Consider the following 22,296-nt stretch of genomic DNA (forward strand, 5'->3'; position numbering starts at 1 on the left):
AAATGAATGGAATAAAGCTACTCAATCCCAATAATCAGAGTGTATTAGGAATCTTTGCTAGATGTATGATCGTGGTTATCTCAGCGATTTGGCTTTTTTATATTGACGAAATAGAAGGTGTAAGCCCGATAATGTCGACATTGGTATTGGTTCTATTGTGTTTTTCAAAAACGATTTATTTCGTCTGGGTAGGATACCAAAAAATCATAGATGTAACCATAAAAGATGCTCCATTTCATAAGTTCATCGTATTTGCTTGTATGAATATTTCTGTATTCATTCTTTCATTTACTTTCGACTTTTTTGGATTATATCTTATCAATCCCGCTAATTATGAAGGAATGCCCGTAAATTACTCCAACCCAAGATTGTTGTTCGAGTTTTTGTTTTTCAGTTTACAACAATTTACATTTTTTGGCTATGGTAATTTATTGCCAAGTTCAGTGCTTGCCAAAATATTATCAATGTTGGAATTAACTATCTCATTTTTGACAGTATTGTTTATTTTGTCAGATTTTAATAGTTTGAAAGAGAGTCTACTTACCCGCGTAGAGGCTCGAAAAGATGAAGATGAATAATAAGCTTTATTGGTAGGTGTATGTGTTTTGCGTCTAACCAAACATATTAGTGTAAAAAAAGCGGTCGAAAATTGATTTTCGACCGCTTTTTAATGAATATCTCAGGATGCGATTTAAGTCGCACCCTGTCTGGAAAATGAAATTTCCTTGTGACTAAGTTTGGATGATCGATCTATTCTTCCTCCTCTTCCTCTTCGCCAGATTCTTCCTCCTCGGATTCTTCTTCTTCCTCTTCGTCTTCAGATTCTTCTTCTTCTTCTTCGGACTCTTCTTCTTCCTCCTCTTCGTCATATTCTTCCTCGTCTTCGGACTCTTCCTCCTCTTCGTCATATTCTTCCTCGTCTTCAGACTCTTCCTCTTCCTCCTCTTCGTCGTATTCTTCCTCATCATCAGACTCTTCTTCTTCCTCCTCTTCGTCGTATTCTTCCTCATCATCAGACTCTTCTTCGTCGTATTCTTCCTCGTCATCTGACTCTTCTTCTTCCTCTTCTTCGTCGTATTCTTCCGAGTCTTCATCCTCTTCATCCTCCTCATCGTACTCTTCCTCTTCACCTTCTTCGTCAAGGTCGCTTTCTATGTATTCAAGCTCTTCGTATTCATCGCAACCAACCTCATCATATTCGTCTACTAATTCGTCTTCGAAAATGGTCCAAACATCAAAGTCTTCGTAGTCATCAGCCGAATAAACAGGCAGACTTGCAGCATTTGCAGCTCCACTTTTGGCAATAATCGACTTTTTATCGTTTACCCAAGTGTCTTCAAAATCAGGAATAGGGTCAGTACGTTTGATAATCCAGCTATCTCCGAGGTTAAATTTTTCATTGATTACATACTGGTAAGGCATATAGCAATATCCTTTATCTCCCCATTCTTCACCCCAAGAATTACGAACAATGAACATTTCGTCAGCCTCTGAGTACCCTACACAAAGCATAGCGTGTAATCCGTGAGCAGCGCGAGAAGCTTCATCTGGCGAAGGCATGGGTACTACACCGCCATATTTTTGACAATTGTCAAACCCCTCAAAAAGTGCAATACCAAAAATAATGGGATATCCTTCAGCCAATGCTTGTTTCCATGATTTTAAGTCAGTTGGTACATATTTAGATTTCTGTACCTTAAAATAACTCGCCTCATCATAACTCGCTGTATTAGGTTTGTTATTTACTTTTTTCAATTCATAAGGCCAAACATCCTCTGTACATGCGCCAAGCTTGTGTAAGCTTTCGACAGCATACTGGATATGGCTACCCTCATCTTTGATAACATTGCTAGCTCTTAATCGAGCATTGTAATATACGAATAGACGACTTACTTCAAATTGACGATTTTTTAAATGACGTTTTGCAAGATACTCATAAGCCCCAGCAGTAGCATTTGCCGTACAACTACTCAATGACTTTTGGTTTTCTACCTTGGTCATGTATTTGCGGAGGTCTACTTTCGGAGGGAGTTTTTTCTTTGAGCGTTTTGAAGGTTTGAATTCCTCTGCATTCGGGTTTGCTGCTAGATAACGGTAACCACCGTTACTACTTAGGTTGTTTCCCATAGTGGAGATGTGTTTAGTTGGAAAGATTTAAAATGATAAAATCTTAATTAAAAAAATGAAATTAATTAAATTTTTTATACAATAAAGCATATTTAAGATTAGTGCGAGTCCATTCTTAAAGATGTATTACTTAACACCTTTAAACTCAAGTGAAGTGCCATTGAAGACATATTGAATACTACGATTAGTGACTTTACCATCTTTATTGACAACGGGAATAAGAAGCATATCTGCCTTGCCATTGAAGGTAATTAATTCGAGAGGGCGCTCGGGACGATCGACAACTGAAAAGAAATCAAAATCAACATCAATTCTGCTTAAAAGCTTAGTTTTGGTTTTGAATATGGGGGCTTGAACAAGTTGATTGTTGTTGATGACGAAAGCTATCACTGATTGACGAGCATCACGATTGGAAAAAATACTATTGGTGATTACTAAATAGTAGTCTTTGTTTTGAATATTGATGGTATAAATTTTGGAAGAAAACTCTCCGCTATCACCTTCCTCCGAATCTTGCACCTGCTTTACAAATACTTTTCCCCCAACTCTCCACTGATAGATTTCATTGAAAAAGCGCATCGAACCACCTTGGCCGTTGTCCCAGCTATAGTGTCGGAAATTGCCATCAGTTGATGTGGTAATATAAAAAGAGTTGTTTTTCAGCTTGTTAAAAGAAAAGTCAATCGAATTAGCATTTGAAGAAAGGAAGTTGGTAAAATCTTTTTCAAATTTTTCAGAATCACCCGAGCCATTGCTTAGCGTAGAGAATTGCTTCACAAATTTGTTCTCTTGAGTAGACAAATCTTTGCTTTGAGAAAATGAGATTAAAAGACCAGTAAATAAATAACAGCAGAAAAATGCAATAAGATTTTTAAGAGTTTTCATAAATAGCAAAAAATACCGAAAAATATCTGTTGATAGTATTTTGCAATATAATAGGATTATTTTGAATTTTAGTTACGTGGCTTGATATTCTAATGGAGGTAGAAAAAACGGGATTGGTGCGAAATTATTTATGATTACCGAAATAGTCTTTCATAAAAAAGGAGCTAATTTAAAGCTCCTTTTTTATTATGTTTTTTTGAGATTCGAATTTTGAGATTTCTTTACTGGACTACCCTTTTTTTCGGGATTGAATAAATCCTCATCACCTTCTACATATGCCTTGAAGTTAACTTTAGTTTTCTCAAAAGTGTATTTACCATTATAATTCTGAATTGTTGCTTTACCAGCTTTTAGTTTGTATCGAAAACTTAGTTTACTTCTATCATAAAACAATAGGTCTATTTTACCATTATCCAGTAACTCGAACGTCCCCTGCAAAAGCTCTCTTTTTTTTCTAACATCATTATAATCAACAAACATAAAGCTTCCATCTCTCATGAAAATTATGGCAATTCGATATGGGTTATTGGGGATAACCCAAGTTCCAAGTATATTTTCCTCCAAATCTTGCTCGAATGAGTGAGAATTAGTACTCCCGAATAAAGAAAATGAGACAAGAAATAAAGTGCATAGGAGGGTTGTTAATTTTTTCATGCCATAAAATTTAGATGAATAATTGTCTTTTCAATTTATGAATAATCAGTTATACAATCGCATAAAATATATTTAGTTTATTTTATGGTTAACTAGAGAGTTCCATGAATACCGACATCAGTCTAATTTGCTAGCACCAAACATTCGACTCGTCGGTTTTTGGATTTGTTTTCTTCCGTATCATTAGGCGATACAGGCTTGGTTTGTCCGTAACCTGCAAATTTTAATCTTTTGGAGTCAATACCTTTGCCAACCAAATAATTATGGATTACTCTAGCTCTGTTTTCGGATAGTAATTGGTTTAACTTGGCATTTCCCACGTTGTCGGTATGTCCCGAGATTTCAATACGAAGTTTGGGATTGGTTTCTAGTGCTTTATAAAGTTCCTCGAGTTGTGGATAGGAATCACTTCTTAGAATGAAACTACTCTGGTCGAAGTAGATTTTGTCTAATTTTACGATGTCGTTTACTTTAGCATTTTCAAAAAGTGGTTTCCTTTTTTCCATTGTTACCGTATGCTGATAGATAGGGCAGGTATCGCAAGACGCTATCAACAATTCGGTGTAGGAATAGTAGCCGTCAACTTTACTTTTAACTTCTACCGTATCGGATTCGTAAAGCAAAAACATAAAAGGACTCAAAAACGGCTCATTTTTGCCTTGATACGTCTTTTTAGCTTTATATAGCTTAATGTCAAGTTCTACGGGTAACTCTTCTTTTGTTTGTTCGTCGATTGCTTTTACAAAAAATTGGGTAACTACTTTTTTACTTTTTGGCGTTTGCGCCAACATCATATTGCTTGTAAAGAGCAAAATTGTAAGGATGAAAATTTGCTTGATCGTCATGATATAGGTAAGGGTTTGGGCAAACAAATGCAAGATTTGGTAGCTCGAAAGTATCAATTTTAGTCTCTACTAACAAAAATCTCTCCATTTTTAGAAAAATATTAAACCGAAATTTTGGAAAATCTTTTTTAATTATCAACTTTGCATTACAAAGTACTTTTAAAAATTGGATATGAATCAACATTTAGAAGACATTGCAGAAATTAGAGCTATGATGGAGCGCTCCACCAGATTTTTATCGCTAAGTGGACTCAGTGGCGTTTTTGCAGGAACGTTTGGTTTAATTGCTTCAGGTTTGGCCTATTTTCGCATTTCAAGAGATTATAACGGAAGCTATAATCGTTTGCTTGAGAATCAAGCACTGTTGTCAGATTTAGTAAAAATTGGGGTATCAACTTTAGTTTTGACCTTAATTGCTGCTTTTGTCCTAACCTACAAAAGAGTTAAGAAAAATAAGCAAACTCTCTGGAATACAGCTTCTAAAAGATTACTAGCGAATCTAATGCTACCCTTGGTGGCAGGGGGATTATTTTGCATCATTTTATTGCAAAATGCACCACATTTGATAGATTCAGCCACCTTGTTATTTTACGGATTAGCTTTAATTAATGCTTCGAAGTATACCTATAATGATATCCGATACCTAGGAATTGCTGAAGTGGTCTTAGGAATTATTTCGGGTTTTATGAATGATTATTATATAGGATTGTTCTTTTGGGCTTTTGGATTTGGGGTTTTACATATTTTGTATGGAATTTTGCTCTATCGAAAGTACGAAAACTAGGATAGAAGGATAGAATGAAGAACTTTATAACACAGTTAAATAAAGCTTTTGAGAGTCGAATTCGGTTAGGTATAATGTCAATTTTGATGGTAAACGACTGGGTTGATTTTGGTGAACTCAAAGAAACTTTGGCACTAACAGACGGAAACTTGGCTTCACACATTGCTGCTTTAGAAAAAGAGCAGTTCATAATAGTACGCAAAAGTTTTATTGGAAAAAAGCCAAATACAGCCTTTCAGGTAACTCAAGAGGGGAGAGAAGCATTTCAGAGCCATTTGGCGGCTTTAGAAGAATTAGTGAAAGGAATGAAATAAGCGCGAAATTTTGAGAGGAGAGTGTTGAAGTAAGTAAAAAGTTATTCGTTAATGGGGAATCAGTTATTAGATTTTACTCATAATAACAGGGTTCCTCCACAATACAACACGGACATATCATTAATTTTGAACTACTTATAAAATTTTAACTTAATATATTTAAAATCAATTACTTATGGAAAAAAATAATGCATTTGAGCTGACTCCAACGAGGAGATTAGCCTTAATTTTGGGAGGATCTTTATCGATTTTACTGATTCCTCTGATTGCCATGCAGTTTACCAATGAAGTTCAATGGTCGGTATTTGACTTTATTGTGGCAGGAGTTTTATTGAGTGGTACTGGCGTTACGCTTGAGCTTTTACTAAGAAAATTTAAAACTTTCAAAACACGGTTTATTGCTGGAGCTATCTTATTTATCATCTTTTTCTTGATTTGGGTAGAATTGGCAGTAGGTATTTTTGGAACCCCATTTGCTGGAAACTAACACACCTTTTCATATTCTACTTATTTTGGTAAGCACCTACTTTGGATGTATATAATAATAGTTTGAACCCTATCGCCCTATTGGCAATCGATTAATCACGATTAAACAATTTAGTTCTCATGAATAGACACTTGACTTTTGCCCGACCTATCCCTTTTTTTCAAGGACTGAGCAAGCCTAGTATCTAGTTTTTACACGCTCTATTTTTTTAAATCTAAACTTTGTAATTCAAAGTACTTTTAATTTATGTTTGGAAAATTATTTATTTCAAAACGCAAGGAGAGAGTTATTCTCTCCTTGATGCTAATGTCTGGCTTTGCCGTATTGCTTTTTGCTACAAGGGTAGTGGTATATTCTGATTTATATATGTGGGGCATTAACTGGAATTTGTTCCTGGCATGGGTACCACTTTTTTGTGTGGTTTGGTTGCAGCGACAGTCTGATCAAGGGAAAGTAACCTTATCTAAATTAGTGATTTCAAGTATTATCTGGCTGGCATTTTTTCCAAATGCACCATATATCATTACTGATTTTGTACACCTATTTCCACAATATGATTCGGGCTTGTATTGGCACGAACAGTTAACTTTCTTCGGATACGCCATGTCAGCTTTATTCGCAGGAATGATTTCTATGTATTGGATTAAACAGTTGTGGGCGAAATATACTTCCAAAAAGATAAGTTGGATTGCGTTGATCACTTCCATTGCTTTAAGTGGCTATGGTATCTATTTGGGAAGAATTGAACGTTGGAACTCATGGGATATCATCGCACAACCTTTCTCTCTTGTGGAGTATGTATTGCGGTCGATGACTTATCGTATTACGTGGATGTTTGTGGTAGAATATGGTCTTTTTGTAGCTTTTTGTTATGCCATGATATGGAGTTTGGCAGGCGAGGAGGAGGAAATGTAATGCTGAATGTTGAGTTTTGAGTGTGGAATTGGGTGATTATGTTAAAACATGAGTCGTCCCGAATTTTAAGATTGGGATTATTCTCCAAGTTTTCATCAAAAAAGCGGTCGGAAAATATTTCCCGACCGCTTTTTGATGCTACAATGCTAGATTTTCCTCGGCTTAAGACGCAATCATTGCGTCTCTACTAGTAAAATTCATCAGATTACTGGACAAAACGAGAATGGGTGATTCAGATGTTTGGACTTACTTTTTTAAACAGTTTTAAACTGTTTAAAAAAGTAAGTCCAAGACTAAGTCTTGAACTAGGAACTTCAATTTTGTCCAATAATTAGAAATATCTATTAAAAATAATCACTAAATCGCTCAATCACTCAATTAGAGATGACTCATTTTCCAACACTTAATTTTTCAAAACTCAGCACTCAAAACTCAATACTCCACACTTGATTATCTACCCATCCAGCCGCCGTCTACGATAAGCGTGCTTCCGTGTACGTAAGAAGAAGCTTGAGAAGCTAAGAATAAAGTTGCACCTTTAAAGTCATCTGGTGTACCCCAACGGTTGGCAGGGATACGGCTCAAAATAGATGCCGAACGTTCTGGGTCGTTGCGAAGTGCTTCGGTATTGTCTGTTGCAATATATCCTGGCACGATAGCATTTACATTTACGCCCTTGCTTGCCCATTCGTTAGCGAATGCTTTGGTCAAGCTGCCAATGGCACCTTTACTAGCAGCATATCCTGGCACATTGATACCACCTTGGAAAGTCAATAATGATGCAGTAAAAATTACTTTTCCACTACCACGCTCAACCATTGATTTACCAATTTCACGTGTGATAACAAATTGCGAATTAAGGTTGATTTCGATGATTTCATCCCAGTATTCGTCAGGGTGCTCCGCCGCAGGTTTACGCAAAATAGAACCAGCATTGTTCACCAAAATATCAATGACAGGAAAATCTGATTTTACTTGTTCGATAAAACTGTACAAAGAATCACGTTTGCCAAAATCAGCTTGGTATGCTTTGAAATTACGTCCTAAAGCTACTACTTCTTGTTCCACTTGGCTACCGCTTAATTCTAAAGATGCCGAAACACCAATGATATCAGCGCCAGCTTCTGCCAAAGCCAAAGCCATAGCTTTACCAATACCTTTTTTACAGCCTGTCACTAGGGCTACTTTTCCTGTTAAATCAAACATTTGGAGGATACTCATGGTTCTTAAAAAAGTTATATTTTCTTGAAAATGTTTTTCGAAACTAAATCTCAATTTTTGTGGTCATGGAGACGGTTTTGAGAGGTTCTTAAGGAAAGTTGTGACAATTATAGAGAACTAACAAACTTTGCTTTGAGATTTTTTAGGATTTTTTTTTGTAAACGTTTTCGGTTTAACATTGTCTATGAAATAGGAGAGGTGCCATGTCACTAACACGATAGTATGTTGCATGAAGTACAGTTTTTGGGTTTATTGGAAAAATGCAAAAAGCCATCCAATTGGATGGCTTTTTATAAGGTGCGAACTATTCCTTTTGTACCAATTATATTTTATGTTTTTTGGGGCAAAAGACTATTTCAAAACTACCATTCCAAACGCTGGAACTGTAACTTTTGTGGAGTTTAGTGCTCCTTTTTTGCCAGAAGTCGTAAATACCACTGCTTTGTATTTTTGTTCTGATGATGGCAATTGGATATCCTGAGCTTTGCCTGTAAGGTTATGAATCACCAACAAATTGCCTGAAGGATGATTTCTGACAAAAGCCAAAATCCCCTCTTGTTTGATAGCACTTTCTTGTAAATTCGGACGAATTACTTGACGCATCGCTGGTTGACTTCTACGGAAAGCAATCAGGTTTTTGTAAGTACTAAAAACAGAATTTGGATCTTTGCTTTGCTCCGAAAGTGGACGAACTATTTTTTCAGTGGTAAAAACAGGTTTCATCCATTTTGTACGAGCCTTATCACTAGCTTCTTTTTCCCAAAGAAATGGTTCACGAATGTTTTCATCAGGTTTTTTGCCTAACATCCCTAGCTCTTCGCCATAATAAATGTATGGTTGTCCTGGTAAGGAAAGAAGCAATTGAGCCGCTACTTTCATTTTGTTGACATCGTCGTTCATCACTGTACCAATACGGTCTTGGTCATGGTTATCAATAATGGTGGCGTCGATGAAATCTGGATTTTGAGAGCCGAATGCTTTGTAGTCAGATAAGATTTTTTGAATCAAATTATCGTCTTTCTCTTCTTTTACTACTTTTTGAATCGCAAATCCTTCATCAATGTGAAAGTTAGCTGGCAACCCTTTGAAGTATGGCGCAACTTTGTCTGCTGAAGTCCAAACCTCACCTACAATATATACGTCTGGCTTTAAAGAAGTCATTTCTTTTCTGAACTCCTGCCAAAAAGCATGGCTTTTCTCTGCTTCCCAATCTGGATAGATATGCTTGGCTGCATCCAAACGAAAGCCATCAACACCTACTTCTTTTAACCAATATTTTGCCGCCTCGTAAACTTCTTTACGAACTTTAGGATTATCATAGTTCAAGTCTGGCATACCACCCCAAAACAAAGCATAGTACTTTTCAGTGTCGTCTTTATGGGCAAAATGCCAAGGCGTAACTTCCCAAGAACCACCTGCTTGCTCGCGAGTAGCAATACCCAATGAGTCAATCATTTTGGGCGTCATCCAAACGTAATAGTCACGATAAGGGTTTGATTTTCCTTTCTTTGCTTCCAAAAACCAAGGATGTTTATCGCTTGTATGATTGATGACAAAGTCTTTGATAATCTTGATTTTACGTTTGTGTGCCTCTGCGATTAGTTTTTTATAGTCCTCAATCGTACCAAATTCAGGGTCGATTGATTTGTAATCTACCACGTCATATTTATGGTAGGAAGGAGATTTGCTGACAGGAGTTAACCATAGCGCATCGACGCCAAGTGATTTAAGATAATCTAGCTTCGAAGTAATCCCGTTGATGTCACCAATTCCATCGCCATTAGAGTCTGCAAATGAGCGTACAAAAATCTCATAGCATACTTCTGGGGTTTTGGTTTGGGCAAAAGGATTGAAGGTACTGAGCAAAATAATGCCCAATAAAAATAGCTTTTTCATGAAAGGTATGGGGGGAATATGCTAGGGCAAAAAGACAAAGTGATTTATTGTGCTAAACCACTTTGCTTTTTGTTATATTGACTTAGGGTACAATTACTTTTTGGTCAATGTGTATTTAGGCTTGCTAGCATTAGACAAATCAAGGATGATTTTATACTTACCAGCTGTAACTTTAATGTTAGCACCGCCAGCTTCCAAATTTCCATCAGCACCATCATCGCCGTAGTTTACTGCCCATGCGTCGTTGTAGCGAAACTTGATTTCACCTGTTCCTAAAGTTACATTATCAATCACAAAAACGTTTTCAGTGTAAAAATCAGGACGGAATTTTACATCTGGACCATTCCAACCATTTGGAGCAGCATCACCTACAACACCCCAAGGCTTAGTAGCTTCAACCGTAAATTTCATTTTCTTGAAGTCGATAGTAATATTGTAATTTCCTTCAGTAACCGCAATATTATCGCCACTAAGTACCAAGGTTCCAGCAGTGCCACCGTAGTTTACACCCCAATCTTCGTTTTTACGCACTTTGATTTCTCCAGCTTTTAAGAAAGCTGTTGCTTTCCATGTGTCAGTAGTTGGGTCATAAGTTAAAGGAACATCTGGTGCATTCCAACCGCTAGGCGTGGCGCTTCCTACTAAGCCCCAAGAATATTTCTCGATTGTATAAGTTAAAGAAGCTGTATTGAACGTGATTTTGTATGTACCCGCTGTTACTTTGATATTAGCACCACCAGATTCTAATGTACCATTAGCACCATCATCACCGTAGTTTACATCCCATTTGTTGTTGCTACGGAATTTGATTTCGCCATCTAACAATGTAACATATGCTACGATTTCATCGGTTTTGTCAGTCTTGTAGAAAGGCATATCTGGACCATTCCAACCATTAACGGCAGCACTTCCAACTACACCCCAAATAGTAGTTAAATCAAGCTTATCCAAATATGGGGTTGCTTTCAATGAAATTGTTGGAGAAGTGAAAGACGTTTTTGAAGTATTATCACCCACATTAGAAACCACACGGATATCGATATCTCCAGCAGTTCCAGCAACTAAGCCTAACTTAATCAAAATAGCATTTAATTCCGACGTTTTGAAGGTTTTGGTAAGTCCTGTATTCGTTGTGATAGAAACTGGAGCTACGAAAGTACCACCTTTTTTATCAATCAAAATTGTGTAAGACGCCGCTGCAGAAAAACCATAATCTGGTTTTGGCCAAGAAAGTGTTACTGCATCTTTATCAGCATTGTCTTTGGTCAACACCACCGTGTTTGCTGAAAGTTGAATCGAAGGCACAGCATTCGTATTCAAGATGGCTTTGTCCTCTTCTTTTTCACAAGAAGTGAAAACAAATAGAGAAGCCATAACGATTAAAGAAGTACTAAATATCTTTTTCATTTCTGAGTCCAATTATGTTAAAGTTGACTTTGATCAGGAAAGTATTAGTGCTGAATTATGAGTTGTGAATTGCGAATGTATTTTTTTATTTATCAATATTTTACACTCAAAATTGATCAAATCTTATTTTGCACTAATGCTCAAGTAAAAGGAAGTTATTGGTTAATCGAATATCAATTGTCAGACACTCATTTAATCTTTCCTCTTACTTAATTTAGAAGCTTTGATATTTTTGAGTGTGGAGCCTTGAAAATATCAAAAACTCAAAACTCCACACTCAAAAACTCTTCACTCCTTAGTATCCTGTATTTTGTTTCAAGTTTGGATTAGCAGTAAGGTCTGTAGATGGAATCGGGTAAACTTTCAAGAAATCACTTACTGATTTACCGTCTTTTACGCCACCTTTCCAAGGCCAAACATACGTAGCTGAAGTGTATTTGTTAAAACGAATCAAGTCAGTACGACGAGAACCTTCCCAGTATAATTCACGAGCACGCTCGTCCAAAATAAAGTCAGCCGTTAATTGGGCAGCCGTAATGTTTCCATTCGTATTACCGTAGGCACGTGTACGAAGTGCATTTACATATTGCAAAGCCAAAGTACGATCGCCAGCACCGCGAGCCGCTGCTTCAGCATAAATCAAATACGCATCCGCCAAACGGAACATCGGGAAGTCAGTATCTGGGTGTACAATGTCAGAACCTTGAGCACCTGTTGAAGAGATATTTTTCCATTTCGAAATCGCATAGCCATTTGAAAATTGAGTCAAATCTTCAATCTCCAATTTTTGTCCGTCTGTGTAGAACATCGCACGAGTATCAGTTTTGCCAGAAGGGTCAGCAAATAGACTTACAAACGCTTTTGTCGTACGCAAACCACCCCAGCCACCATCGATACCAAACGATGCTGCCGACATTGAACCTCCTACTGGTGCATGTACTAGGAATGTCATTCCACCCCAAGTTTTTGTATGAACACCATCAAACGCCACAGGGAATATAATCTCTTTAGAATTGTTGTTGTCAGTTCTGAAAAGATTTGTGTATTTCGCCTCTAAGCTATAACCTGCATCAATTACTTTTTTAGCATAAGTAGCAGCATCTGCGTATTTTGCTCCAACACCAGCCGCTTCAGCATTCAAATACAATTTGGCTAATAGCATCCAAACAGCAGCTTTATCGGCGCGAGCATACTCATTTTTACGAGCATCCATCATATCAGGCTCAATAGCTTTCAATTCTGTTTCGATGTAATTAAACAAAGCAGAAGCGTTGGTTTGTTTTGGTAATGTAGAGCCAATTGCATCAGCTTCTGTTACGAAAGGAACATTTCCTCCGAACGTATCCAGCGCATGCCAGTAGCTCAAAGCACGAAGGAAACGAGCTTCTGTGCGGAGGTATTTTACGTCTGTTAAGTTAGTTCCTGTAATACCACGGCTACTCAATTTGGCATCACTTGCTTCACGGATATATTCGTTGCAAGCTGCAATTTGGTAGAAAATACGGTTGTACAAACCTCTTACGAATGGGTTGTTTGAAGACCATTGCATGGTGTTCATTTCTGGCAAGCCAGCATCGCCCCAAGCAATCACAGCTTCGTCGGTCGGAAGTTCTTGTAACTGCCAGTACTGACGCAAGTAGCTAGAGAAACCTTCGTCGATTCCGCCCAAATCAGGTTTACCAGCAGGCCCTTCTTGACCTGTTAGTGCCAATCCTGCATATAATTTTGCAGCGGCTTGTTTGTAGGCTGCTGGGTTGTTGTACACAGTAGCCGATGTTACTTCAATAAAAGGAGTTCTGTCGAGATCACCCGTACATGAGCTAACCAATAAGCTGGCTGCTAACCCTCCGAATAATGCTATATTTTTGAAAAATCTTGTTTTCATTTCTTTGTATCCTTAATAATACTTGAATAGGAAATTTAAGTTGTTGTTATCGCTCTTGGATTGAATTCGATTAAAAACCTATGTTCAAACCTAAAGAGTAAGTACGTGGTACTGGGTACACGTTGTTGTCGATACCACCCGAAACTTCTGGGTTCAAGCCTGTGTATTTAGTAATAGTAAATACGTTTTGTGCTGTGGCATTCAATCGCATATTAACTTTGTTACCCAAGAATTTCTTGAATGTATAACCCAACGTGATGTTTTCCATTCTTACGAATGAAGCATTTTCCATGTAGTAATCTGAGAAAAACTGGTTTTTCGCAAATTGAGAATCGAATACACTTGGTGAAAGGTTGGCGATGTATCCGTTCGAACCTTGGAAGTTGATATAGGCTCCGTTCGAAGATTTTACGTTGTTGTACACGTAATTGCCAATGTTACCTCGCAACACAAAGCCAAAGCTCCAGTTGTCATAAGTCATTTGGGAGTTGAAGCCTAAGAATACTTTTGGTGCTGGAGATTTGTAACGATATTGGTCATCCACATTGATAATACCATCACCATTTCTATCAACATAAACTCCTTCGATAGGCTTACCGTTTGAATTATAAGCTTGTTGTAATACGTAGAATGAATAAGCAGGATAACCAACTGAGTGGATTTGGATGGTACTACCTACACCACCTGCAATACCGCCAACTAATACACCTTGGTAAGAAGGGTCGTTGTTGTTAGTCAATTTGGTGATTTTGTTAACATTGTATGTTGCGTTGAAAGCTACATTCCAGTCAAATTTGTCCGTATGAATTGGGTTGTAGTTTAAGGCTAATTCAACCCCTTGGTTTTCCATTGAACCAACGTTTGTCAACAATTGGTTTGTCAAGTTTGTACCTACAGCTACCGGAATTACATTCAACAAGTTGGTTGTATTTTTGTAGTAATAGTCGATACTACCCGAAAGTCTTGCTTTTTTGAAGGCAAAGTCAATACCTGCGTTAGACGTAGCTGTTTGTTCCCATTTAATATTAGCATCATAACCTTCAGCACGTAGTGTTGTATAGAAAGTGTTACCTAATTGGTATTGAGCATTGTCTAAAGAGGCAGTATATCTTGGCAAATACGCATAGTTTTGACCAATATCTTGCTGACCAGTAATACCATAACCTACACGTAATTTCAATTCAGAAATGGTATTTGAGTTTTTCAAGAAAGACATTTCATTCAATTTCCAAGCAAATGCTGCTGATGGGAATGTACCCCAACGGTTGTCTGGGTTAAATCTTGAAGATCCGTCTCTACGAACTGTGAAAGTCAACAAATAGGCATCGTCAAAAGTATAGTTCATACGACCGAAGAATGATACCAAAGTGTTTTGTGTCTTATATGGACTATTGGTATAAGTCGTTGAACCTTCTGCGTTTGTTCTAATATTAGTACTTTCTGTCAAGAAATCTTGGTATTCGTAACCAGCCATTACGTCAATTCTACTTTTGATCTCTTTCAATTCCTTGGTATAGTTCAAATAAAAGTCAAACAATTTGTTGGTCTTATTTTGAGTATAAACCGTTTTCTCACCTGCTGTGCTATAGTTAGCCGCCGCCGTCGCAGGAACAAATCTTGTTCCGTCACTTTTACTTACATCATAACCTGCGTTTAAGTTGGCACGTAATTCTGGTAAGAAATGGAATTTGTAATCCAATTGAATATTACCAATACTACGTTGAACTGTACTTTTATCGCTAGTTTGGTTCAACAACCCAACTGGGTTGCGTGGCGCAATCGTATTTGGTTTTCCGTCTGAGTTTAACCATTCCCAATAACCACCGTAGTTGTTATTGCCTGAATAAACAGATTGAGTTGGATCAAATGCAATAGCTGCACCAATAGCACCTGTGTTAGCAAAAGTATTATCAACGTTTGAGCCTTTCAAATTCACATCAATTTTCAAGTGGTTATTCAAAAGGGTAGGAGAAATGCCGATAGAGGCAGAAGTACGACCCATATTTGAAGTTTTCAAGATACCGTCTTGGTTAGTATAACCTACCGATACACGGAAAGGAACACTTTTCAAAGAACCCGAAACGCTTAAGTTATTATCAGAACTTAATGCATTACGATAAATTTGCTCTTGCCAGTTAGTATTTGCTTTTCCCAAAACAGCGATTTGAGCAGCAGTACCTTTTTCATTAATCATTGTGCGGAATTGGTCAGCTGAAAGCACTTTTGTGAAGCCTGTGCTTTGTGCCAATGAAGCTTGTGAGCTGAAGTTTACTTTCAAACCACCGTTTTTGCTTCCTTTTTTAGTAGTAATCAAAATTACCCCGTTCGAAGCACGTGAACCATAAATTGCTGTTGCCGAAGCATCTTTCAAAATGTTCATCGACTCGATGTCGTTCGGGTTAATCAAACTCAAGGCACTTGGCGCACCAGAAATACCTGAGTTGTCTAAAGGCACACCGTCAATTACAATAAGTGGGTCGTTGTTGGCATTCAAAGATGCACCTCCACGAATACGGATTGTACTACCAGCACCTGGCGCACCACCGTTTGACGTAATTTGAACCCCTGCTACTTTACCTACAACCAATTGGTCAGGCGAAGCAATGTTACCTTTGTTAAAATCTTCTGAGTTAATCGCCGCAACAGAACCCGTCAAGTCCTTTTTCTTTTGCGAACCATAACCAATTACCACAACCTCTCCCAATGTTTTTATATCATCTTCAAGGCTTACGTCAATCACTGTCTGGCTACCTACTGTTACTTCTTTCGTTGCTTTTCCGATAAAACTAAATACCAATACCGTGTTATCAGCGACATTGATTTGGTATTTACCATCACCTGTTGTTTGCGTACCTTTTGTCTGTCCTTTTACTTGGATAGTTACCCCCGGAAGTGGTGAACCATCTTTGGCATCTTTTACAGTACCCGTCACCTTGTTTTGGGCAAAAGCTGCTACGCTCACCCAGCTAAACATCATCAATAGCCAGAGTTTCTTACCGAAAGAAAATCTAGCTTCCGAACGAGAATTTTTTAATTCTTCTCCGTAGTTCTGTTGAAACATAAAATTGAAATTGGTTAATGGATTATTGGTTTAAAAAAGGTAATCAAGGAGCTATCAGCAAAACCACTTTTGCCGACTCCGTCATTACCGAAAAATATAATTGGATTGAATTTGGACTATCTCAAAAGCCCTTCAATAGTTCTGGTTTTTTGAGATTTTACCTTATAAAATGAAAGCTTTTCATTCGGGATAGGGAATGAAAAAATATGGAAAGATGAAGTGTAATTCGAAAATGTAATTGCCCAAAAAGATGTTGAATCTTAGGGGAAATAGTGTTGAGGAAGTAAATAAAATTCATAATAATTAATTGGTACATTACTCTCAAAAAGAGAGAAATAGTTTTAGTTTATAAAAATGTGTCTTCTCTAAGTGTGAGAAATTTTCAAATATTTTCTTACAAAAGTACTATGCTTGTCTGGCTCATGTCGTCCCACTTTCTGTATTTTGTACTTTTTGAAGATTTATTTTTAAATAAAAGTCAACTTGTTGTTTTTCAATCTTTTGTATGACTATTTGGATAGTCCACTTTATAAAATGGTACTTATTTTTGATAGATTTTTCTCATTTTTAGCTGAAAAAGACTGCAAAGGTACGGGATATTTTTATGAATATCGACTTAAACCAAGAAAGTGATGGAATTGTACAAATGGTAAATGAAATTAGAAGAGATACAGAGAGGTTGATAATTGAGTGAATCGTGATTGAGTGGATAAGTGATTATTTTTTAAATGCAGGTGTCATTTTAGACGCAATGCATTGCCTCTAAAATGATACCTGCTAAAATTAAATTATTCCTCCACACGAGAGTCGAAGAAATATTCTCTTGGGCTTTGGGAGGTCATTTTTTTGAAGGCACGATTGAAGGCGGTTTTCGAATTAAAACCTACATCAAATGCAATGGCCAACATGGTGAATTGTCTGTTGCGAGGATCTTCAAAACGAATTTTAAATTCCTCAATTCTGTAGGAATTGATAAAGTCAAAAAAGTTTTTTTGATACGCTTCATTAATTACCTTCGAAAGCAAATGTGGTGTGATTTTTAGCATTCCCGCCAACTCATTTAGGGTAAGTCCTACATTGGTGTAGGGCTTTTCTGAGTTCATAAACTCATCAATTTTTTCCTTCCAACTAGCAATTAGTTGCTCGTGATTGGCATCTTTTTCAATGTCTTGTACAGGAGTTTCTTCTGTTTGAGGTATGATTTCGGGTGAAATTTCTGGTAATTTAGACAATACCGATGGCGTATCATTTGATGCCTTATTGGGCAAAATATTGACCTGAGTAAGACTAGTTTTGACTATTTTGAAAATCTCAGGTTGGTGAATGGCAAAATATCCCAAGAAATAGGGAATAGCCGAAAATGCCAACCAAATAATATCGATACTCTTGTCTGCCAATAAAACGGTATCCCATGCAAAAAATCGTTGGCCAAATATGAGTAGTCCTGTAAAAGCCCATAATACAAGGCATATCGCCTGAAGAATCAATACAGTATGTAAATAATCAGTATTTTGCTCATTTGATGCTTGATTTGGATATTGTTTGTTATATCCCTCGACTGATTTCCAGTTGATAAACCAGTAAAATATATTGACAAACCACGAAATAGTTCCTGCAATCACTGAAACGAAATGAAGGTCTTGCTCTTTGTTCAATAACTTAATGAGTAACTCTTTCGAACCCAATAGCATGAAGGGCATATATACCAATACCTGAAAAATGGGTAGAATAAAATGTAACCACCATTTTACAGGCATTTGAGGTGTTTTGAAAAGAAGTTTTTGTAAATAAAAATAGAATAAAGGGGCATACAAAAACAAGGCAAAATCAGGAATCAACAGCAGGCGACTGTATTGTTCTGCTATAACTCTGTAGCCTGTCAATGTTTTCATAATTAGGACAATAGCCGTAAAGGCGATAGAGAGCAATAGCCATTGATTGGCCTTGCGATTGTAGTCTTGCATAGTTGGAATAGCAACCAATAGCAAAATACATTGAAACGCCGAAAATAGAATGAGTAAATCGTATATTGAGTAAAAATTGAAGGTCCCCGTAAGATCCTCCCAACCTTTTATATCTACTGGAATTTCTTCCAATCGGAAGTCACTTTTGCGATACAGCGCACGGTTAGGACAAGCTTTCCCGTTTTCCTGACCTTCAACGGTCTCCCAATTTCCTCTCGTAAATTTGTATTCTAGTTTTTCTAATTCTGTAGAAACAGTTACCCTATAAGTCCCATCAAACTGCTTTTGAAGTTTGTAGCTTTCATTGCCAGGGTCCCAATTATTGAAGTTCCCAGAAATATAAATACTCGCATCTTGAGGCGTATTTTTAGGAAGGCTTTTGATGTAAAAACGATAGGTAGGACGGGCTTCCCATCCTTCGATTTGAAGGCTCAAAAGTTGAGGGTTTTGTTCCTTCAGTCTATCATACACCCGATTGGGGCGGCTATGTCCTTGCGAATCACCTTCTACTTGGGTCCAATAGCCTTGGGTAAATTTGTATTCAAAATAAGAAAGCGTATCAGGAAGGTCAATGGCGTATGTATTATTTCCAATCGATTCTAATCGAAAATTAGGGTCGCCAGGAGACCAATTGTTGAAACTACAAGCTATAAAAATAGGAAGATTTTTTGAACGGTCCTGTGCTGGAATATGCACCTCAAATCTGATTTGCGCATGTAGCCAAGGGCCTAACAAAAGTAGATATATAGTACTAAAAATAACTTTTTGAAACTTCATAATAATTGGTAATCTAAACAACACACCTAGCAGACTTGCACGAATAGAACAAAATTAGGGATTATTTTAATTCCATTGAGATGAATGCGTGGCACATTTTTCTAAAGCCTTGCTAGGCGTGTTCAGAATATCTCTGCCCAATCTCTATTTTTCAATGAGTAAGGTATATTCACCAGCAGATAAAAGACCTACTTGTGGAGTCGAGATAGCTTTTTGATTAATGCTTTTTACCTTGTATCCTTCTGGTAATTGTACTTTAGCGGAGGCATTTGATGGCACTACGATTTTATAAATTACTGTATTACCTTTTTGTTCCCATTCAGAGTGAATCAAACCTCTTGGGGATTCGAAATCCGCTGAGAATGTTGCTAAACCTTCAACAAAATTGGGTTTAAGAATAATGCTTTTAAAACCAGCCCCTTGCTCGTCTGGGAAAATTCCTGCTAAGCCTTTGTATAGCCACGCGCCAATTTCTCCAAACATAATATGATTCATCGAAATATCCGATTTGGCGTCAATAGGCCAGTTTTCGTACAAACTTGTAGCACCATTCACAATCCACCAGCCCCATGATGGGTAACTTTCTTGTGAAGCAACTTTGTAAGCAACAGAAGCATATCCATTTTCGCTTAATGCGTTCAAAATAGCCTTTGTTCCCAACAAACCTACGTCTAAGTGATAATTGTCTTGGGCAACTCTATCAGCTAAGTTTTTCGCTACTTTTGACTTCAAAGCTTCAGGAACTAAGCCCCAATAAAGTGGAACACTGAGTTCTGTTTGTACTCCTGCACCATAAATGCCAGTTTGCTCGTTCAGGTATTTCTGATTAAATGCCTTTTTAATCTTTTCTGCTAAGGCTGAATATTTAAGGTAATCACTTTGGTTTCCGAGCAATTTGGCAGCTTTTGCCAAAATAGTTACATCCACAAAGTAATATGCCGTTGAGGTTAATTCTACAGGTGTTTTGGATTTTACAGGAACCCAATCGCCTAATCCCCAAGTACATAATCCATTAGGACTGATATCGGTAATATGGTCAACATAGCGTTTGATAGGCTCATAAGAGTCTTTTAACAGTTTGCTATCTCCATAAAACAAATAGATATTCCAAGGAATAATGGCGATTGTACTTGTCCAATCTGGTCCGTTGCCCCATTCATAACCCCATCCTCCCGTTGGAATAATTGATGGAAGCACGCCATTGGGCTGTTGTTCGTCACGGTGGTCGGCTAGCCATTTTTCATAAATAGTAATACCGTCAAAATTATATAGACCTGTTTCGCTGGCAATATGGGCGTCGCCTGTCCAACCATTTTTTTCTCTTTGAGGACAGTCGGTTGGGTAGCCAAAAAGATTAGACAAATAGGAGCGATTAGTAGCAGCCCAGATTTTATTCAAGGTTGGATTCGAACTTGTAATTTTTCCAATAGCTGGGACATCTGAGTGCATAAAATAGCCTTTTATACTATTTTGCACAAGCTCAATTGGTTCTGAACTATTGACTTCCACATATTGAAAACCTTTGTAATTGAATTTTGGGGTAAAGGTTTCTTCTCCTTTTCCGCTCAAAATAAAGATGTCCGTTTGAAAAGGGTCTTTGTCGTCAGTAGGACGATAATGCACATCAATATTTGATTGGTCAACGTGTCCGTCTGGCAATAATCTTTCACCATGCTTTAGTCTTATGACAGTTCCTGCATTACCTTTTACGGTTATCGAGGAAACGCCCGAAATATTTTCGCCTAAATCAAATACATAGTTTTGTTTTGAAAATGTTTTTAAATTTTTGCTCAAAATTTCATTCGTGTGCCTAATCGGATGAAGCGCTTGTGCTACAATATGGGTAGAAGGCGCTGCTCGATAAATGACATCTTTCCATGTTTTGTCATCATAGTTGGGCAAATTCCATCCTGTTTTTTCGAGTCTTGCATCATAGTGCTCTGCTGTGTAAATACTGTTAAATGTTACTGGGCTTTCTGAAGTTTTCCAATCTTTGCCAGAACTAATGGTTTCAACTGAGCCATCTTTGTAGGTAATGCGTACATCCAAACAAAAAGTGGGACGATTACGCCATTGAGCTTTATCAAAAAACCAAACCGCTGTAGATTGGTGATTATACCAGCCATTGCCTAATAATACACCAATGGCATTTTTCCCATGTTGTAAGTGCATCGTAACATCATACGTTACGTACAAGGTTCGTCTGTCGAAACGAGTGTACATCGGGTCGAGGCGGTGATTGCCTACTCGTTGTCCATTGATACTTAACTCATACAAGCCACCCACCGCAATATAGGCGCGAGCTGAAACAATTTCTTTTTTTGCTTCGAAGGCTTTTCTAAAATAGGGCGCATTTTTTTCCTCTTTCCCTTGCCCATCAGTTATCCATGCACCTTTCCAGTCGGATGGCTGAAGCATACCCATTTCAAAACTAGCAATGGCACTCAGCGTTTGATTGTTTTTATCGACCAATTTCCAATAGTATTTCTGGAAAGATTGTAAAGGTTTGCCTGCATAAGTGGCTAACTGTTGGGATGAGGAGATATTAGCCGATACCCATGTATTATTACGACCTTTTACCAATGCTAGCGAATCGGTGTTAACCCAGATTTTGACTGCGACAGGATTTTGCTTTGCCCTAAACTCCCAAGCGAATCGTGGTGCTGTTTGGTCTATTCCTAAGGGATTTTCTAAATATTCACAGCGAAGCTTTTGCGTTTGAGCCAATAAAGAAATACTGCTCAAAAGAATTCCAGCGCTGAGGAGCGATATAATACGTTTCATGATTATAGAATTGAGTGATTTTTGAGGAAACAAGGTTTCATTTTTTCGGATAAAAAGTGTCATGTGCTAACATTAATAATCATTGATTGAATAGATTTTCCAGATAATTCAGGTTAATTACTTTTCTTGAATACCTATATTTGAAATACTTCCTTTCCGTCGATGTCTAGGCTTTTTTTAGGTATATTTAATATAAAAATAATACTGAGAAAAATGCCCATTGAGCAAAAGGAAGGGTTTCACTCTCAATAATTCCCAATTTTCTTAAATCTAAATTTATGTATTCGTTC

At 37.4% G+C, this 22,296-nt stretch carries 16 protein-coding genes; 5 read left to right on the forward strand and 11 right to left on the reverse strand.

Translation table 11 applies throughout. The annotated features are described in order from the left end of the window. Window positions 1-2 precede the first annotated feature (2 nt). Window positions 3-578 (forward strand): hypothetical protein, encoded by a 576-nt coding sequence (locus tag QM524_RS01160; protein WP_141234820.1) that lies wholly within the window; start codon window positions 3-5, stop codon window positions 576-578. Between the two features lie 172 nt (window positions 579-750). On the opposite strand, the gene QM524_RS01165 is transcribed toward QM524_RS01160, so the two are convergent. The 4 genes from QM524_RS01165 to QM524_RS01180 all read right to left on the reverse strand — a co-directional run bounded on the left by QM524_RS01165 (window position 751) and on the right by QM524_RS01180 (window position 4,511). Next, on the reverse strand, window positions 751-2,127 hold the full coding sequence (locus QM524_RS01165) for a C1 family peptidase (RefSeq protein ID WP_283343105.1): 1,377 nt from the start codon (window positions 2,125-2,127) through the stop codon (window positions 751-753). Window positions 2,128-2,253: 126 nt separating this feature from the next. Next, window positions 2,254-2,928 carry a hypothetical protein gene (locus QM524_RS01170; protein ID WP_283343106.1) on the reverse strand — a complete coding sequence of 225 codons (675 nt, stop codon included), beginning with the start codon at window positions 2,926-2,928 and terminating at the stop codon, window positions 2,254-2,256. A gap of 270 nt (window positions 2,929-3,198) precedes the next feature. Beyond that, window positions 3,199-3,666: a hypothetical protein gene (locus tag QM524_RS01175; RefSeq protein ID WP_283343107.1), complete on the reverse strand. Its 468-nt coding sequence runs from the start codon at window positions 3,664-3,666 to the stop codon at window positions 3,199-3,201. Between the two features lie 122 nt (window positions 3,667-3,788). Then, entirely contained in the window at window positions 3,789-4,511 is a 723-nt protein-coding gene (locus QM524_RS01180) for an OmpA family protein (protein ID WP_283343108.1), read from the reverse strand. Between the two features lie 172 nt (window positions 4,512-4,683). Here QM524_RS01180 and QM524_RS01185 point away from each other — a divergent pair, with 172 nt between their 5' ends. The 4 genes from QM524_RS01185 to QM524_RS01200 all read left to right on the forward strand — a co-directional run bounded on the left by QM524_RS01185 (window position 4,684) and on the right by QM524_RS01200 (window position 7,011). Beyond that, window positions 4,684-5,295, forward strand: a complete 612-nt coding sequence (locus QM524_RS01185; protein WP_283343109.1) for a hypothetical protein — start codon at window positions 4,684-4,686, stop codon at window positions 5,293-5,295. Between the two features lie 14 nt (window positions 5,296-5,309). Continuing rightward, entirely contained in the window at window positions 5,310-5,609 is a 300-nt protein-coding gene (locus QM524_RS01190) for a winged helix-turn-helix domain-containing protein (RefSeq protein WP_166578515.1), read from the forward strand. A gap of 175 nt (window positions 5,610-5,784) precedes the next feature. Then, a complete protein-coding gene (locus QM524_RS01195) occupies window positions 5,785-6,096 on the forward strand; it encodes a hypothetical protein (protein ID WP_283343110.1) in 312 nt (103 codons plus the stop codon). Window positions 6,097-6,342: 246 nt separating this feature from the next. Beyond that, window positions 6,343-7,011, forward strand: a complete 669-nt coding sequence (locus QM524_RS01200) for a DUF1361 domain-containing protein (protein ID WP_095164668.1) — start codon at window positions 6,343-6,345, stop codon at window positions 7,009-7,011. A gap of 450 nt (window positions 7,012-7,461) precedes the next feature. On the opposite strand, the gene QM524_RS01205 is transcribed toward QM524_RS01200, so the two are convergent. From QM524_RS01205 to QM524_RS01235, 7 genes are all read right to left on the reverse strand, one after another. Continuing rightward, window positions 7,462-8,226 (reverse strand): SDR family oxidoreductase, encoded by a 765-nt coding sequence (locus tag QM524_RS01205; protein ID WP_176464466.1) that lies wholly within the window; start codon window positions 8,224-8,226, stop codon window positions 7,462-7,464. A gap of 357 nt (window positions 8,227-8,583) precedes the next feature. Continuing rightward, window positions 8,584-10,128 carry an alpha-amylase family glycosyl hydrolase gene (locus QM524_RS01210; RefSeq protein WP_283343111.1) on the reverse strand — a complete coding sequence of 515 codons (1,545 nt, stop codon included), beginning with the start codon at window positions 10,126-10,128 and terminating at the stop codon, window positions 8,584-8,586. Window positions 10,129-10,221: 93 nt separating this feature from the next. Continuing rightward, window positions 10,222-11,535 (reverse strand): SusE domain-containing protein, encoded by a 1,314-nt coding sequence (locus tag QM524_RS01215; RefSeq protein ID WP_283343112.1) that lies wholly within the window; start codon window positions 11,533-11,535, stop codon window positions 10,222-10,224. A gap of 295 nt (window positions 11,536-11,830) precedes the next feature. Further along, on the reverse strand, window positions 11,831-13,420 hold the full coding sequence (locus QM524_RS01220) for a RagB/SusD family nutrient uptake outer membrane protein (RefSeq protein ID WP_283343113.1): 1,590 nt from the start codon (window positions 13,418-13,420) through the stop codon (window positions 11,831-11,833). A 70-nt stretch (window positions 13,421-13,490) separates the two neighbouring features. Continuing rightward, the gene (locus tag QM524_RS01225; protein WP_283343114.1) at window positions 13,491-16,481 is read right to left on the reverse strand and encodes a SusC/RagA family TonB-linked outer membrane protein; all 2,991 of its coding nucleotides are present in this window, start codon (window positions 16,479-16,481) and stop codon (window positions 13,491-13,493) included. Window positions 16,482-17,269: 788 nt separating this feature from the next. Beyond that, window positions 17,270-19,222, reverse strand: coding sequence for a helix-turn-helix domain-containing protein (locus tag QM524_RS01230; protein ID WP_283343115.1), 1,953 nt, complete (start codon window positions 19,220-19,222; stop codon window positions 17,270-17,272). 144 nt (window positions 19,223-19,366) lie between these two features. Next, entirely contained in the window at window positions 19,367-22,006 is a 2,640-nt protein-coding gene (locus QM524_RS01235; protein WP_283343116.1) for an alpha-L-rhamnosidase, read from the reverse strand. Window positions 22,007-22,296: the final 290 nt, after the last annotated feature.

This window comes from Flectobacillus roseus (assembly GCF_030056595.1).
In the GTDB taxonomy this organism is placed as follows: Bacteria; Bacteroidota; Bacteroidia; order Cytophagales; family Spirosomataceae; genus Flectobacillus; species Flectobacillus roseus.

What these genes read in the sequence shown, in the direction of transcription:
- QM524_RS01215 (WP_283343112.1), bottom strand. Translation starts at nt 11,535, where the DNA reads ATGAAAAAGATATTTAGTACTTCTTTAATCGTTATGGCTTCTCTATTT.
- QM524_RS01180 (WP_283343108.1), bottom strand. Translation starts at nt 4,511, where the DNA reads ATGACGATCAAGCAAATTTTCATCCTTACAATTTTGCTCTTTACAAGC.
- QM524_RS01160 (WP_141234820.1), top strand. Translation starts at nt 3, where the DNA reads ATGAATGGAATAAAGCTACTCAATCCCAATAATCAGAGTGTATTAGGA.
- QM524_RS01185 (WP_283343109.1), top strand. Translation starts at nt 4,684, where the DNA reads ATGAATCAACATTTAGAAGACATTGCAGAAATTAGAGCTATGATGGAG.
- QM524_RS01190 (WP_166578515.1), top strand. Translation starts at nt 5,310, where the DNA reads ATGAAGAACTTTATAACACAGTTAAATAAAGCTTTTGAGAGTCGAATT.
- QM524_RS01210 (WP_283343111.1), bottom strand. Translation starts at nt 10,128, where the DNA reads ATGAAAAAGCTATTTTTATTGGGCATTATTTTGCTCAGTACCTTCAAT.
- QM524_RS01235 (WP_283343116.1), bottom strand. Translation starts at nt 22,006, where the DNA reads ATGAAACGTATTATATCGCTCCTCAGCGCTGGAATTCTTTTGAGCAGT.
- QM524_RS01200 (WP_095164668.1), top strand. Translation starts at nt 6,343, where the DNA reads ATGTTTGGAAAATTATTTATTTCAAAACGCAAGGAGAGAGTTATTCTC.
- QM524_RS01220 (WP_283343113.1), bottom strand. Translation starts at nt 13,420, where the DNA reads ATGAAAACAAGATTTTTCAAAAATATAGCATTATTCGGAGGGTTAGCA.
- QM524_RS01165 (WP_283343105.1), bottom strand. Translation starts at nt 2,127, where the DNA reads ATGGGAAACAACCTAAGTAGTAACGGTGGTTACCGTTATCTAGCAGCA.
- QM524_RS01230 (WP_283343115.1), bottom strand. Translation starts at nt 19,222, where the DNA reads ATGAAGTTTCAAAAAGTTATTTTTAGTACTATATATCTACTTTTGTTA.
- QM524_RS01225 (WP_283343114.1), bottom strand. Translation starts at nt 16,481, where the DNA reads ATGTTTCAACAGAACTACGGAGAAGAATTAAAAAATTCTCGTTCGGAA.
- QM524_RS01175 (WP_283343107.1), bottom strand. Translation starts at nt 3,666, where the DNA reads ATGAAAAAATTAACAACCCTCCTATGCACTTTATTTCTTGTCTCATTT.
- QM524_RS01195 (WP_283343110.1), top strand. Translation starts at nt 5,785, where the DNA reads ATGGAAAAAAATAATGCATTTGAGCTGACTCCAACGAGGAGATTAGCC.